10 protein-coding genes and 1 tRNA gene are annotated in these 15,854 nt (G+C 46.2%); 1 reads left to right on the forward strand and 10 read right to left on the reverse strand.

The genetic code is table 11. The annotated features are described in order from the left end of the window. Positions 1–215: 215 nt before the first annotated feature. The 5 genes from H6571_13065 to H6571_13085 all read right to left on the reverse strand — a co-directional run bounded on the left by H6571_13065 (position 216) and on the right by H6571_13085 (position 10,543). Positions 216–4,334: a response regulator gene (locus H6571_13065; protein MCB9324663.1), complete on the reverse strand. Its 4,119-nt coding sequence runs from the start codon at positions 4,332–4,334 to the stop codon at positions 216–218. A 233-nt stretch (positions 4,335–4,567) separates the two neighbouring features. Next, on the reverse strand, positions 4,568–6,469 hold the full coding sequence (locus tag H6571_13070; protein MCB9324664.1) for a sulfatase: 1,902 nt from the start codon (positions 6,467–6,469) through the stop codon (positions 4,568–4,570). Positions 6,470–6,528: 59 nt separating this feature from the next. Then, the gene (locus tag H6571_13075) at positions 6,529–8,619 is read right to left on the reverse strand and encodes a sulfatase (GenBank protein ID MCB9324665.1); all 2,091 of its coding nucleotides are present in this window, start codon (positions 8,617–8,619) and stop codon (positions 6,529–6,531) included. A gap of 29 nt (positions 8,620–8,648) precedes the next feature. Then, on the reverse strand, positions 8,649–9,302 hold the full coding sequence (locus H6571_13080) for a hemolysin III family protein (GenBank protein ID MCB9324666.1): 654 nt from the start codon (positions 9,300–9,302) through the stop codon (positions 8,649–8,651). 92 nt (positions 9,303–9,394) lie between these two features. Beyond that, positions 9,395–10,543, reverse strand: a complete 1,149-nt coding sequence (locus H6571_13085) for a hypothetical protein (GenBank protein MCB9324667.1) — start codon at positions 10,541–10,543, stop codon at positions 9,395–9,397. A gap of 406 nt (positions 10,544–10,949) precedes the next feature. On the opposite strand from H6571_13085, the gene H6571_13090 reads away from it, so the two are divergent. Beyond that, positions 10,950–11,020 (forward strand) — tRNA-Cys (locus H6571_13090). Positions 11,021–11,151: 131 nt separating this feature from the next. On the opposite strand, the gene H6571_13095 is transcribed toward H6571_13090, so the two are convergent. The 5 genes from H6571_13095 to H6571_13115 all read right to left on the reverse strand — a co-directional run bounded on the left by H6571_13095 (position 11,152) and on the right by H6571_13115 (position 15,854). Continuing rightward, complete coding sequence (locus tag H6571_13095; GenBank protein MCB9324668.1) at positions 11,152–11,943, reverse strand: hypothetical protein; 792 nt, start codon at positions 11,941–11,943, stop codon at positions 11,152–11,154. A 96-nt stretch (positions 11,944–12,039) separates the two neighbouring features. Continuing rightward, positions 12,040–13,191, reverse strand: a complete 1,152-nt coding sequence (locus tag H6571_13100) for an alpha-hydroxy-acid oxidizing protein (protein ID MCB9324669.1) — start codon at positions 13,189–13,191, stop codon at positions 12,040–12,042. 13 nt (positions 13,192–13,204) lie between these two features. Continuing rightward, positions 13,205–13,534 (reverse strand): L-rhamnose mutarotase, encoded by a 330-nt coding sequence (locus H6571_13105; GenBank protein ID MCB9324670.1) that lies wholly within the window; start codon positions 13,532–13,534, stop codon positions 13,205–13,207. 12 nt (positions 13,535–13,546) lie between these two features. Further along, the gene (fucP, locus tag H6571_13110; GenBank protein ID MCB9324671.1) at positions 13,547–14,845 is read right to left on the reverse strand and encodes an L-fucose:H+ symporter permease; all 1,299 of its coding nucleotides are present in this window, start codon (positions 14,843–14,845) and stop codon (positions 13,547–13,549) included. Between the two features lie 217 nt (positions 14,846–15,062). Further along, entirely contained in the window at positions 15,063–15,854 is a 792-nt protein-coding gene (locus H6571_13115; GenBank protein ID MCB9324672.1) for an SDR family oxidoreductase, read from the reverse strand.

Consider the following 15,854-nt stretch of genomic DNA (forward strand, 5'->3'; position numbering starts at 1 on the left):
TGATAGATAATAAAATTTATGACATCAAGTCGATTACTTTAAAACCGGAAATCATTTGTCTTAAAGGCAAATCTACCCTCAATCTAGTACATGAGGGTACCCAAATGGGTACATGAACGTACCAAAGAGGCTATACAGCCGAATGAATTCAGAAAGACTTGTAAAGGATAACATTTAACCGAATGAATTCGGTTATTACGGATATTGGATGAGTACTACTTCAAATAGTCTGAAGGGGACTTACCGAAACGTTTTTTGAATTGTTGGGAGAAGTGTTTCACTTGTTTGTATCCGACCTCGTAGGCGACTGATTTCACCGTGGAATAGGTTCGATTTTCAAGTAGGGTACGCGCCTGGCTGAAACGGACTTCCTGTACGTATTGGGTGGGCGTCAACCCGGTGAGTTGTTTTATTTTACGGAATAACTGCGTACGGCTAAGTGCCATTTCATCGGCCATCATCTCTGCGGTGAGGTTGAAATGACCGGCATTTTTTTGAGTGTACGCTTCGAGGCCTTCCAGCCAGGAACGATCTTCACCGGAAATGCCTGTGTACTTTTCTTGCTCGGGGGCCTCAAGTTGTGTTTTTTCGCGTTCGCGGTAATTTTTGATCAGATTACCCACCCTGGCCAGCAATTCTTCTTCCTCGAAGGGTTTTAACATGTAGTCATCCACACCTATGCGGAGAGCCTTTAATTTATCATGAAGCGCCGCACGGGCCGTCAGCATCACCACCGGAATGCCGCTCAGCAGGTCATTGGATTTGAGTTTTTCGAGTAATTCAAAACCATCCATCACCGGCATCATAACATCTGAAATGATCAGGTCTGTTTTTCCGGCGACTCCTTCCCGGTTGAGCTTTTCAAGTGCTTCGGATCCGTTCGAAGCCGTTTCAATGGCATAATTCAGGCTGAGTACCTGTTTGATATAATCCCTTAGTTCTACATTATCCTCCACGATCAGTAAGGTAGGCTTCTTGCCTTCCCCGGGCAAAGACATGATCTCATCAGGCCACGGCTCTGCGAAAATGAATTCCACAAGATCTGGTTCAGGTGCCCAAAGAGTATTGGTTTCCACCTGTTTCCTGGGCAATTCAAGCGTAAACATCGTTCCGACCTTGAACTCACTCTCCACCTTAAGGTCACCACCCTGAATGTGTGCCAGTTCGAGGCATAATGCAAGGCCTATGCCCGTTCCGCCCTGGACAGGAGCATCGGGCTGCCTAGATTGGTAAAAACGGTTGAACACATGGGGCAGGTCATCCGGATGGATACCCGATCCCGTATCAAAAACACTGAGTTCAATGGTCTCGAATTTGTCTTCAAAAACGACTTCAATGCGCCCCCCTTCCCCGGTAAATTTCAACGCATTGGACAACAGGTTGTTGAATATTTTTTCGAATTTATTGGCGTCGATCAATAATTCAAGTTGTTCATCTGCGTGATATTTCAGGGTGACCTTAATACCTCTCTGCTCTGCATAGGATTCATATTGGGCATTCAGCCTTTTTATCAAGGGTGACATTTTCACTGGTTCTTCATTAACGGTAAGGTCACCCGATTCCAGCTTGGAAAGATCGAGGATTTCACTCACCAGGTTGAGGAGGTTTTTTCCGTTCCGTTGAGCGGTTTTTAGGAACCGGCGGTTCCTTTCATCCATTTGCCCGCTCTTGAGTACAGACCCTATCGGGCCTAGCATCAGGGTAAGGGGTGTTCTCAACTCATGGGAAACATTGGCAAAAAAGCGTGATTTGAACTGATCCAGTTGCCGGAGTTCCTCTGCCTGCTGTTCGATGGTCTGTTTGTCTTTCCTGATCTGGATCGTTCGTTCTCTTACGGTCGCTTCGAGCTTTAGCTGCCGCTCCTTGAGCTGGCGCGTCTGCCAAAAATAGACCAGGGATCCGAGCACCACTAAAATAGCTGCCATCAAGGTCAAAAACCATCCCCTGAGGTAGAAAGGTTTGGGCACCACAACGAGTATTTTAAGTTCATTCCTGGACCATTGCCCATTTGGCATCTGCCCTTTGATATGGAGGACATGGCGTCCATAGGGAAGCCCCGAAAACCGGATATAATTTTCTTTCTGATAAACCCAGTCTTTATCTATCCCTTCAAGTTTGTAGGCATAATTGACCCTTTCCATGTTCATGAAATTCAGCAGCGCAAAATCGATCCTGAAAAACCGGTCGCTGGGCCTTAGAACGATCTGGTTGGTTTCCAGCAAATCATGCATTCTGTTCTGTAGCCGGTCCGTTTTACCTTCAAAACGCTGAAAATCCGTGACAATCAGCGGGAGTTCCACATTGAACTGGCCCGACATGAAATTGGCAGGATCCACCTCTGTGATACCCGTCAGGCTTCCAAAGAAAATTTCACCCTTTTTATCCTGAAAGTGAGATATGCGGTTGAATTCATGGTGAGAGGTGCCGTCGGCGGAAACAAAAGCTACAGAGCTGAAATTTTCTTTATTGAAACGGATGATACCGTAATCGGAAGACAGCCAAAGATTGCCGTATTGGTCAGGGTAAGCCGCATAAATGACTTCATTGGACAGTCCGGCGGACTTGTCAAAAACCCGGGTAAAGCCCTTCCTTTTGTCCCATCGGATCAGTCCCGATCCTCCAGTCGACAGCCAGTAAATGCCTTGCTCGTCCTGGTAAAAATGCTGGATATTGTCGTGGGGCAAATGGTGTTGGGTGTCCCCTTCCGTCCAATAACGGTCAATGACCCCCTTGTCGGGATCTATTTCAAAAATACCTTTATTGCTGCATGCCAGTAAATTTCCCTTGTCATTGGGATGGATAAAAAGGATATGGCTATCATCGAGTTCGGTGAATTGATTCAATTGGTCAAACCTGCGGAAATTTTTTTGTCCTTTTTCCAGTATCCAAAAACCTTTTTCGGTGCCCACCCACAGGCGCTGGTTTTGATCAAAATAAAGTTCCCATGCCACAGTGGAGGGTTTTCCTTTGTTGAAATCAAGTGTTTCCGTTGCGCCCGATACCGGATCGAAGGTATATATAGTGTTCAGACTTCCTATCCATAATTTGCCTTCCGGTCCTTTAACCAGGTCAAAATACCAACCATTATTCGTGAGAGATTTTTTTTGCAATAACAACTTGGGCTTTCCTGTTTCCAGATCCACCTGATAAAATCCCATGGACTCCAGGGTGACGTACAGGTAGTTATCTTCTTTGAGGAGTCCTCTGCAACTCAGGTTCGCACTGGCATCGAACTCTTTTCTGGAAGTCAGGTATGTCCTGAAATTATTGGGATGCACATCAAGCACGGACACGCCAAAATTGCCCCCTATCCAGGTCCGCTTTCCGCTATCGACATACATACACCGGACCCCTAACTGTTCCAGTTCAGGGAAGCTTTCCAAAAGGCTGAACAGTATCTCATTATCATGGTTGAGCAACACAACGCCATCGGAGGAGGCATTATCTGCCAGATCCTGGGAAAATATCCAGTTGGTGTTTTTATCAAAATCAAAGGGAACGATGCCGCTGATCTGGCGTTCCCAAGTGCTTCTGACAGGAAACATACCAGCCACCAACCGTTGAAGTTGCCCCTGTTTATCCAGTCCGAAATAATAATTCCCCCCACCTCTGAAATAGGGCATGGAAGCCGCATCCAGGAATAAGTATTTGGTGTCTATAGTTCCCCTGTCATAAGTTACTTGTGACAATATCTTGCCTTCCAGGTCCAGTTTGACCAGTTTGTTTTTATCCGCTACGGCCCAAATTTCATTTTCTTTTGTTACCCCTCCCGGCTCCAATGATTTAAAAGGTAATTCATAATGGTGCATGAGCCCATTGGTATCGACCCTCACCAGGAATCCATCTTTCTGGCTTCCAAAGATCACCTCTCCGGACCTGGTTGTCAGTATCCTGAAACTGACATTTTCGACAGGAAAGGGCAAAACCTCTCCATATTTCTTTTCCAGGGTGGTGATCGCCCCGGTATGGTGATTCAATAAGGAAAAATCGCCCCCCTCTTTGTATTCGAAAGGGATCAGCCAAAGGTAACCCTGAGCATCTTCGATCAGCTGGCCGATGTGATTGGTGAGCAAACCATTCGCTTCCTGTGTCCATTTTTTGAACTGATGGCCATCGAACCTGTTCAAACCCTGGTTGGTGGCCAGCCAGATAAACCCGTCACAGTCTTCGGTAATGGCATTCACTTCCCGGTGCAGCAAGCCATCCTCTACATTGTAGCGGGTAAGGTTGGCCAGATATTCCGAAGCTTGTCCGTGTAAGGGGAATACGGGGGACAAACCAAGGAACAAAAAACCGAACCAAAAAACCTCATAAAGAAAGACCCTGAGTCTCAATATTCAGATTTTTTATAGGGGTTGATGCAAAATCAATTAAACCGGTTTGGGAGCAATGATGGAGTGCCTAACTCTTGTCCATAAAAGTCAATGGATTTGAAAGGTTATGCAAGAATAGGGAATTTTTTAATATTTTAAAAACGGTGCACCGGCAAAGCACAAGGAAACTCCCAATTTCAACGCTGGAAAGGTATCCATATATGCTTTATTTAACTTGATTCCGTCAGCACCCTTCATTCCACCATAATTTCATCGATAAACAGCCACGCATCGCCTCCGGCTCCATCGTGCCATTCCGGACATTTTCCGACGTTTTGGGCCTGTACTTTTATGAATCTTGTTATTTGACCTACCCTCAAATTTATATTTCTGGACAGGGTTTCATAACGCTCTGCAACAGGGTATTCAAAGGTCTCCACGGCCTTAAATTTTTTACCGTCACCGGAAATAAGAACGGTTACCTGTGTCGGTGCGAATATCCATGACCCCTGTTCCTCCAGGAAATTAGCGCTGACCATTTTTACCATTTCCTCCTTCCCCAGGTCGATCACGGCCTCAAAATCATTGCCCCAATATCCCAGCCACCGGCCGTCTTTAAAATCGTAGCTGCCCAAAACGCCGTCCGTCAGGGAACGACTTCCGTTTCCGGGATAGTTTTCATTGGGCGGATCTTTCAATTGCACCGTTTTGTTCAGGGCCTTGTGTCTGATAAAGATTTCGGATTTGGCACCCAGTCTTCCGGGTTCACGCACCTCACTTCCTTTCCTTTTGGTGAAAGCATCGCCCAGGGTCACCCGCGCCTGTTCGCCTAAAACCTGCAACCGTTCCACGATGTCGGGATGCTGATCGGCTACATTATCCTTTTCGCTGATATCCGTTTTCAGGTTATACAATTCGAGGCCGCATTCTCCGCGTGAATAGGGTCCCGGAAAACCATCCCTGCCGGGTTCCACGCCCTCGTAAGACCTGTACACATGCGGGAAAACAAGTTTCCAGTCGCCTTCCCGGACCCCACACAATCCTTTATCGTAGTAATAAAAAAAAGTGTTGCGGGGATTGGCCTCTGCCTGCCCTTCCATCAGCGGTAAAATATTCACCCCGTCGATCTTGTTGCCAGACAAGGGGGTTTCTGTAATAGCCGAAAGGGTGGGCAGAATGTCAATGGCAGAAGCCATTTTTTCACAAACGGTCCCTTCTGTTATATGCCCCGGCCACTTCATGATGCAAGGCACGCGGGGGCCGCCTTCCCACATAGTGCCTTTGCCTTCGCGGAGGGGCAGTGCGCTGCCGGCGTGGTTGCCAAAATTGAGCCAGGGACCATTGTCGCTGGTAAAAATGACGAGGGTATTGTCCTCGACCCCGGAATCCTTCAGGGCTTGCAAAACCTGGCCCACCGACCAGTCGACCTCCATCACCACATCGCCAAAAAGCCCTTGTTTGCTCTTTCCCTTAAATTTTTCGGAAACCGCAATGGGAACATGTACCATGGAATGCGGCAGGTACAAAAAGAAAGGATTCTTTTTGTTCTTTTTAATAAAATCAACCGCTCTTTCCGTATAGCGGGTGGTCAGGGTGGCCTGGTCCTCCAGGGTGCCGATCTCTGCTATTTTTTTAAAGCCGTCAATCAACGGAAGCGGCGGATATCTTTTTTTGCCGTTGGGCACCCCGTCAAAGCCTACCGGCCACATGTCATTGGAATAAGGCAGACCGAGGTATTCGTCAAAGCCCTGGGTCAGCGGCAGGAAAATGGAATCATGCCCCAGGTGCCATTTGCCGAAAATGGCCGTGGCATAATCTTTCTTTTTGAGCAATTCTGCAATGGTCTCTTCATTGGGGTTCAAGCCTATTTTGGCATTGGGATTCAGGGCGCCTGCAATGCCGACCCGTTCCGCATAACAGCCCGTCAGGAGTGAACTTCGGGAAGCACTGCACACCGCTGTGGAGGCGTAAAAATCCGTAAACCGCATGCCTTCGGAAGCCAACTGATCCAGATTGGGCGTTTCATATCCTTGGGCTCCATAAACGCCTACATCGGCATATCCCATGTCGTCGATAAAAATGAGGACAATGTTGGGCAGTTTTGGCTCTTTTTCCGCGCATTGGGAAAAGGCAGCCATAATGATGGCCATAACCATTAACACCTTACTCACACGAGCAAACCCGCTGATTCTATTTTTCTTCATGTCCTTGAATTTTATTTCACAACAATTTCATCCGCAAAAATCCAGGCCTTGCCTCCGGCGCCGGGATGCCATTCCGGGCATTGTCCAATGTTTTCGGCAACGACCTTGACGAACCTGGCATCCTGGGCCTTGACTGACACGCTGAATTCCTCTCTTTTATTCATCGCTGCCTTTTCCAGTTTCGGACTTTTTATTTCTTTAAGTTTGGTAAAATGCTTCCCGTCTGCAGAGGTATAAAAAGTAACCGTCTTGGGCAGAAAAATCCAGTCGCCGTTTTTTTGAAGGAACCCACAGGAAATTTCACTGACTCTTTTGGACATGCCCAAATCCACAACGGCCTCCATATTTACCCCTTCAAATCCCTGCCAGGCATCATAGGCACTGTACAGAAACCCTTTGTCGTTGGCGCGAATGCCATTGGTGAGCCCGTTGGGGCCTCCTCCGGAATATTTTTGGTTAAAGGGAAAGGTAAGTATAACCGGAGCGCCTTTGGCCAGGTGATCTATTTCGATATCGGGCTGTGGCAAAAACAGGTCGCCTTCGGTATCCTTGTATTGCTTTTGCAATTCGTCGAGTTTCATTTTCAATTCCTTAATCAGTCCCGCATAGGCTGCATCGTTATAGAGGTTGTTGATTTCATGCGGATCCTTTTCCAGGTCATACAATTCCCATTCATCCACATCGTAATAAAAATGAATAAGTTTGTATCGGTTGGTCCGGATACCGTAATGTCTTTTCACCGCATGGATAGCCGGGTATTCATAATACCTGTAATAAATGGCCTCCCGCCAGTCAGATGGAGTTTGGGATGCCAGCACTTTTCGCAAGGATTCGCCCTGCATATCCCCGGGAATATCCACGCCGGCGTAATCGAGAAAGGTAGGTGCAAAATCGAGGTTCATCACCATATCCTTATCATTCACTGTGGGTTTTATTTCTTTGGGATATCTAACGATGAGCGGCATCCTTAAGGATTCTTCATACATAAATCGTTTATCAAACCAACCGTGTTCCCCCAGGTAAAACCCCTGGTCTGAAGTATATACTATGATGGTGTTTTCTGAAAGCCCCTGGTCTTCAAGATAATCCATTAATCGCCCAATATTATCATCCAGGGAGGCAATACAAGCCAAATAATCCTGAAGGTAACGCTGGTATTTCCACCGGGCCATATCTTCTCCTTCGAGTTCCGCAGTGATGATCGCATCGTTTTTTTGCCGGTAAGCTTTATCCCAGGCGGCCTGTTGTTCACTGTTCATTCTGTTGTAAATCAATTGCCAGGCAAGACTATCGGCTTTCTGACTTCCTTCGGCTTTTGATTGGTAAGAAAGCTGAGGCACTTTCAGATCATACCCCATCATGAAATTTGCGTCAATGCCCATTTCCTGCTCCCTGGCTGCGGCGCCCCGCGTTTCATAATCATCGAAAAAAGTTTCAGGCAATGGGAATTGCACATCGTCATATTTATTCAAATATTCAGGCGGCGGCATCCAGTTGCGGTGCGGTGCTTTGTGGTGCAACAACATGCAAAAAGGTTTCTTTTTGTCGCGACTCCCGAGCCATTCCACGGCAATATCCGTGGTAATATCCGTCACGTATCCTGTAATGCGTTTTCGGGTTCCGTTTTCAATAAAATCGGGATTGTAATAATCGCCTTGTCCCGGCAAAATATTCCAGTAATCGAAACCCGTCGGATCGCTTTTTAAATGCCATTTGCCGATCATGGCGGTCTGGTAGCCTGCTTTTTGCAACAATTTAGGAAAAGTTTGCTGACTGCCGTCAAAAGCCACCTGGTTGTCGATGTGTCCATTGATGTGGCTGTACTTCCCCGTAAGCATCACTGCCCGGCTCGGGCCACAGATGGCATTGGTGCAAAAGCTATTGTTAAAACGCATGCCTTCGGCGGCAAGCCGGTCTATGTTTGGCGTTTGATTGAGGGAGCCGTCGTAGCAGCTAATGGCCTTGTTGGCATGATCATCGGCCATGATGAAGATGATGTTGGGCCTTGATTCATTTTCGGTTTCATTTCGGCCCGAATCATTGCAACCCAATGAACCAAAAATCAAAACGGACCAGACTATTGCAGTAAAATATTTTCCCATTTTTTGATGACTTTCTTTAGTTTTTCATTTCAAACCGGCACCACATAAAAATACACCGCCATAAAATGGCAAAAACTTCCGATCAGCACGAATATATGAAAAATGGCGTGATTGAATGGTATCTTTTTGATACTGTAGAGAATAGCCCCTAATGTATAAGCCGCGCCTCCTTCCATGAGCCAAGTCAGCCCTTCTGAAGGCAAATTATTGATCAAGGGTTTTATGGCAAATACGATGATCCAGCCCATAAATACGTACATGATCGTCGAAAGTACACTGAATCGGCCGGTAAAGAATAGTTTTAGAATGATGCCAGCCAGGGCAATTCCCCAGGCGGTATAAAAAATGGCCCACCCTGTGGGCCCTTCTAGGGTAACCAATGTAAAAGGAGTATAAGTTCCGGCAATGAGTACATAAATGGCCGCGTGGTCAAACACCCTCAGGCGGCTTCTCAAAATCGGAGCTTGGGCGCTATGATAAATGGTGGAGGCGGCATACAAAATGACCAGGCTGAGGCCAAAAATACAAAAACTGAACATCGGCCAAAACCCTCCCAATTCGTTGGCGCGCATGACTAATAAGATCAGGGCTACCACGCCCAATATGCCGCCTAACCCATGTGAAAGGATGTTTATTTTTTCCTCTAATGGTGAATAGTATTTTACTGCTTCAGTTTTGTTCATCAGTCCTTTTGATTATCCCTTAATTTTAGGTTACTAAAAATATCTAAAGGGAAATTTATTCATTTTTTTCAAGCAATTTACTTAGTAACCAATCAACCGTATAAATACCACATATATCCACTGATGCCCAGAAAGAACATATTCGAGATGGCAACTTTCATGAGGAATTCAGCTTTTGGCCTGGGGGTGAAATCCAGGAGTACCCGACTGCCGAGGATGACAAAAAAGGTGATAAAATGAAAAAAGCCCGACAGTCCGTTGAGATCAGACAACAATCTGTCCTTATAACTTTTCCCTTCGGCCGACACATCCTTTACAGACCGGAAAATCAGGCTGTAAGTCAATTTTATATCGACATTTTGTTTTCGGTGAAAAGCAAAATCGGAGGTGCCAAAACGGAATCCCTTTTTGGTCAGGTAACCGGCCCCATCCTCACTTACCCGGGATTTATACCAATGCCCGTGGGTACTCCAGTCCACCACCTGGTCAACAGTCGACCGTTCGGGTAAAAAATAAAAATCCAGTATGTACAGAGAAAAAATTATGGCCACCAGGGTTTGCATGTAAATTAATACCTGCCTGCCGGAAAAGGAAAATTGCCTTTCGTTCTGCTCAATTGGAGAGATACTATTGTTACTATTCTCCGGGGCTTTATAACTGGCTTTGGCCTTGTTGGCCAAATGGTACACCGAGATAACATCGGCAATAGATTCAAAGGTAGGGTGATAGCGTGATCTGCCTGAAACAAATTCTTCGGTTTTGAAATTCACTTTTTCTTTTACAAAAAAATGAAGGACACCGCTTTCATCATCGTATTGCTCGTAGGAAATTTTTGCAATATTATCAAAAGGTATGCGGTACACACGGGCTTTGCTCCAACGGTTTTTTACCAGTCGGAACAAAATGCTATCCCTGGTAATCATATATTTTGTCTGCTGGCGCGAAAGATCGTTGAGGTAATTTGGAATGAACATCAAAGCGACCCCTAAAATTAATACGCCCGATTTTATACCCCAATATTCATTCAACGGGTATAAATACAGCAAAAAAGCCAGGATCCCCAATACGAGTAAATAGGAGAAAACCTCGAGAGGAAAATGCACAAAATAATGCAGGAACCCTCTGTCCAGAGCCGACTTGTCTGTTCGTTTCTGTGGGCCGCCCACCCAAATAATTTTATCCGGCTCATTGATGTAGTGCTGCCAGAGGTGGGAAAAATTGTCTTTACCGAGGTTTTTCATTTTAGCAATTATTCAAAAAGGCATTTGCCAGATTCAGCCATCAGGATGATTTTCTTCCCTGCAGGCCCCTCATTTCGATCCCTGAATATTCAAGGTAGTCCATTTTTTGAATAAAGACAAGCTTGTTTGCCAATGGAATGGATTCCATCTTACATTATCAGGATCAGGATGCTCAGGATTTGAAGATTTTCAGGATTGGGGTGTTTGCTCCCATTTGTTAAATGAATCTCAGCATCGTAGGATCTTAGTATCGTACCATCAAAACATCGTAGTATCAAGCCCTGCCAAATTTTTTTCTGTTTTACCTTCAAAATCCTTCACAGAATTAAAAAAACATGTATATTTGCGTTCGCTTTTGGATTCCGGGTCGATTTTTTATTGAAAATAAACCTTGAATTCAACTCAGGGTCGGGTGGCCGAGTGGCTAGGCAGAGCTCTGCAAAAGCTCGTACGGCGGTTCGAATCCGTTCCCGACCTCAAGACAATAAAAAGCCTTCTCACTTCAGTGAGGGGGCTTTTTGCGTTAAAGTAGTGTCAGCAATTTACACTTAAAAAAATGGGCCACCCCGAATGACCAGGGCAGCCCAAACGATTACTTTTCGAACACTTTATTTTTTAATTAACCAGGGGAATTGGGTATTAGCCCGACGTTCGGTTAATGTTTCCATGTTTTGTGCTGTGTTACTTGCGTCACTCCTGAAATCAAATCCCGGACAAACCACATCATTGTCTGTTCCGAAGTCCCAGACATCAGATTCATAACGGCCACAGACGACCTTATTGTTCATTGTGGAACCTGTCAAAATGATATCTGCATAAGCGGGAACGAACCCTTCATAATTGTTATTGACTATATTACATCCGGCAGCGTTTTCCAGGGAGGTTCCAAACAAGGCGGAACCGTATACTTTATTTGAGTTGAAAAAAGCATCTTTTATTCCAAGGCAGTAAATCCCCTCAGCGTCTCCACTAACTTGAATTTCATTCAACATAAAATTGAGATTCATCAATTTAGCCCCACCATCATTAGAGCTATAATCGATTAGGTCTACCCCATGTGCATGCTCCCGGCTTTGAATGATGTTGTGTCGGATCATTAATTGTGAAACCTCTGAAGGATATTCATTAATGAAGCCATAAAGATACCCTTGTGTAACTGCCATGCCTGAAACTCTTACATCGGAAATCTGGTTGTGAGAAATTTCAAGTGTGCAATTCGAAAGGTCATCAATCTCGCAGCCATAGTATACATTTTCAAAAACATTTCCCTTGGAAGCAGCTCCCCCAATGGTAACATGAGCCCCATCTAAAGGTCCAAAGACCGTCGCTGCGCCTAAATTTTTGAAAGAACAAGATTGAACTTTATGTGTCCCCCCCGACCTCATAAGCGAGGTGCTCAACAGCATTGCTGTTCAAGGCATGAAAGTGACCAGCAGAAAAGGATTGAATTCAACAAAACCGATACTTAGACTCGTCAATAAAGGATTTCCATGATATCAAGGCCGAATCAAATGGGCCGGAAAATCCTGCACTTTATGGCAGCAGATCTGTTCCATCACCTGTTGCAGCTGGATTTTCAGGATGGAAATGGTATGGTCGCCGCCCTCATTCCCCAGAGCACAAACGCCGTACATGGGCGTCCTGCCCATAAAGGTAAAAGCCGCGCCGCTGGCCATGGCCCTGGCGATATCCGGACCGGAACGCAGGCCGCTGTCCATCATCACCTTGATTTTATCCCCGTATTTTGAGGCCAGGTGGGCCAGAGGTTTGATGGTGGATTCTCCCGCATCGAGCTGACGCCCTCCGTGGTTGGAAACAATGATGCCGTCAAGGCCCAGCCGGATGCATTTTTCGGTATCTTCTTCGCTCACCACTCCTTTGAGCACCAGTTTGCCTTTCCACCTATCGCGAATGGCGCCGAGTTTGTCTTCATCCATCCTGCCTGAAAAAGTTTGGTCCATGTATTTGCCCAGTTGTTTGAGGTCCAGTCCCTTGGGCATGTATTTTTTCATGGTCTGAAAACCGGGCTGCCCGTGGATCAGGGTCTGAATTGCCCATTGGGGGTGCCCCATGATTTGCATGATGTTTCGCAAAGTCATTTTAGGAGGCATAGCCAGCCCATTGCGGATATCTTTGGGCCGATACCCAAAGGTGGGTACATCCGACAAGGCCACCAATACCGGACAACCGGCAGCTTCGGCCCGATTAATGATATCATCGCGCAATTCATTTTTTGCCGGGTGATACAACTGAAACCAGGCCCTGCCTTCGGTTATTTCAGCAATTTCTTCAATGCTGGAAGTGGATACCGTACTCAAAATAAAGGGAATATTGTGGTCAAAGGCGGCTTTCGCCAAAATGGCCGCGGCATTGGGCCACATCAACCCCTGAAGCCCTACCGGTGCGATGCCGAACGGAGCGCTGTAGGTATGTCCAAACAGCTCGGTCTGCATATCAGAACCATGATGTTTGGTAAGGTATTGCGGCTTCAGCTGGACTTCCTGGACCTCGGAGCGATTGCGGCGCAGGTTTACCTCTTCGTTACAACCGCCAATAAGGTATTCAAAGGCAAAGCCGGGAATCCTTTTTTGGGCCTTCTTTTTTAGATCTTCTATTGCCGGGTATTGAGGGTTGTATTGTAAATTCATTGTCCTGTTTATTTTATAGTTCGAAAATTTTTTCCATCAACCGCCATTTTTCACCGGGTTGACTTCCCGGAATGGCCTGCTGGTATTGCCACATCAGTGATTCCCATTCCTGAACCTTTGGATTTTCCTGATCGGACCGGGCCTTTTTTTCAAAAGAGAACCGATCGTTCACTTCCATGACCATAAACAGGCGGTTGGCCACCCTGTAAATGTTAAGTGTTTCGATCCCCGCTGAGCGTATGCTGTCGATTATTTCCGGCCATACGTTTTGGTGATGCTTTTCGTAAGCCCGAATCAGGGTTTCATCGTCAATGAGGTCAAGGGCTAAACAATATCTGTTCATAATTGATTCATTTTAATCGTGATGGTAATTCCTCGACCGATAACCGAAAATGGCTACGACCAAAAAACAAATCGCCGGTAAAATGAAGGAAAAATTCACTTCGGGAACGCCGAGGATGCTGATATCTGCATATCCCGTTCCGCCAAGATCCAGGATCATTCCCTGTAAAATAGGCATGAAGGCTCCGCCCACAATGGCCATGACCAAAAACGCGGAGGCGAATTTAGCATCTTCACCCAACCCTTTGAGCGTAATCCCGTAAATGGTGGGGAACATCAAAGACATAAAAAAAGAGATGCCAACCAGGCTATACAGACCGCCCATTCCCCGGATAAAAATGGCGCCCAGGGTGAAAACAATGGCCAGGATGGCAAAGAGGGTCAATAACTTACCCGGCGACACGTATTTCAACAGGAAGGTGCATAACCATCGGCCCACTAAAAAAACACCCAGGGCTGTCATCGCATATTTCACCGCCGACTGGTTATCGATGCCCAGCGTTTCGGCGTATTGGTAAATGTAAGTCCAACACATGATCTGGGCCCCAACATAAAACATCTGTGCCACAATACCTTCCACCACTGTGGAATTGCTGAACAAGCGTTTCAGGGAGGCTCCAAGCTTTACATTATGAGCAGCAGGATCTTTGTTTTCCGGCATTTTAGACAACATTATGAGCACCAGCATCAGGATGACTACTCCTCCCAAAGCAACATAAGGATTTCTAATAACCATCAGGTCAGCAGTTTTTACACTGGCTTTGGCCGCAGTCGAAAGCGTCTCATAAACGGAGAGACCATTAACATCCAGATCATCTGACTGGAGGGCTCCCAGGATAAATGTCTGAGCAACAAACAACCCCGACAGTGCCCCGATGGGATTAAACGCCTGCGCCAGGTTCAGTCGTTGGGTGGCCGTTTTTTCTTCTCCCATCGCCAGAATATAAGGATTTGCAGTCGTTTCGAGGAAAGCGAGCCCAAAAGTCAGGATATAAAGTGCAGCCAGAAAAAAGCCGAATTGTTCATAGGCTGCCGCCGGCCAAAAAAGCAATGCTCCCGTAGCATAAAGCGCGAGACCTAACAGAATGCCCTTTTTATAGGAAAATCTTTTGATGAAAATCGCGGCAGGAAGGGCCATGGTAAAATAGCCCCCGTAAAAGGCTGCCTGCACCCAGGAAGCCTGCGTATTGTTCAACTCCAGGATCTTCTTAAAAGCCGAAACCATGGGGTTGGTAATATCGTTGGCAAAGCCCCATAAAAAGAATAGGGAGGTCACCAGGATAAAAGGGACAAGGTATCTTCTTTCCACCATAAGATTGTCATTTTTCGTTTTGATGCAATGAATTTAGGAAAAAAATTGGAAATGTTTTGATCCTGCAATAGTTTGATGCGGAGATTCTATGATTGATCTACAGCTGGCATTGGATTTCAACCTTCATTAATAACGGTCAACTTTTATCGAGGAACATCAATATTATGCGGTTCGTAGGCGTTGTGCCTCTTTGAAATTTTTATCCCTTTCCTATGTGCTATTCCAAACCCAAAAGTGCCCGATCCAGGTGCACATAACCTCCATCCACAAAAAGATGCTGGCCGGTGATATGTCCTGCTTTGTCAGATAATAAATAAACCGCCATGGAAGCAATTTCGTCCGCTGTTGTCATCCTGTTTCCCAAAGGAATATTCCTGGTGATGTCAGCAAGTTTCTCTTCTGAATTTTGAAAAGTTTTCAACCATTTTTCGTAAAGAGGCGTCATCACTTCGGCAGGAAGAATGGCATTCACCCGGATGCCGTAGGGCAATAATTCAACTGCCCATTCCCTGGTCAGTGCCAACTGGGCGCCTTTGGCCGCAGCATAAGCAGAAGTCCCGCCCTGGCCGGTAACCGCTGTTTTGGAACTGATATTGACGATCGTTCCCCTGTTCTTTTTCAACTCCGGCAAAGCATAATGGGCCAGGTAATAATAATGGTGCAAATTCCTGGCCAGGGAATCCATCCATGCCTCAGGCGTTCCGTATTCCAGGCCAACCCCGTCATTGGCGCCGGCGTTATTGATCAGCCCGTCAATGCGGCCGGTCAGTTCCAGGGTTTCCGATATGGAATCGCGGCAACTTTCAGGTGTGCCCAATTCTTTGGTTACAACAAAAGCCTTGTGACCTTTTGCTTTCAACTCTTCTGCCAGGGCTGCTCCAACATCTGGTGTTCTGCCTATGATCACAGGAATGCCGCCTTCCTCCGCAATGGCGCGCACGATGCCCGCTCCAATACCTTTAGCACCTCCGGTAACGATATAAACTTTATCTGTTAAACCTAACTCCAT

Source organism: Lewinellaceae bacterium, from assembly GCA_020636105.1.
Taxonomy (GTDB): Bacteria; Bacteroidota; Bacteroidia; order Chitinophagales; family Saprospiraceae; genus BCD1.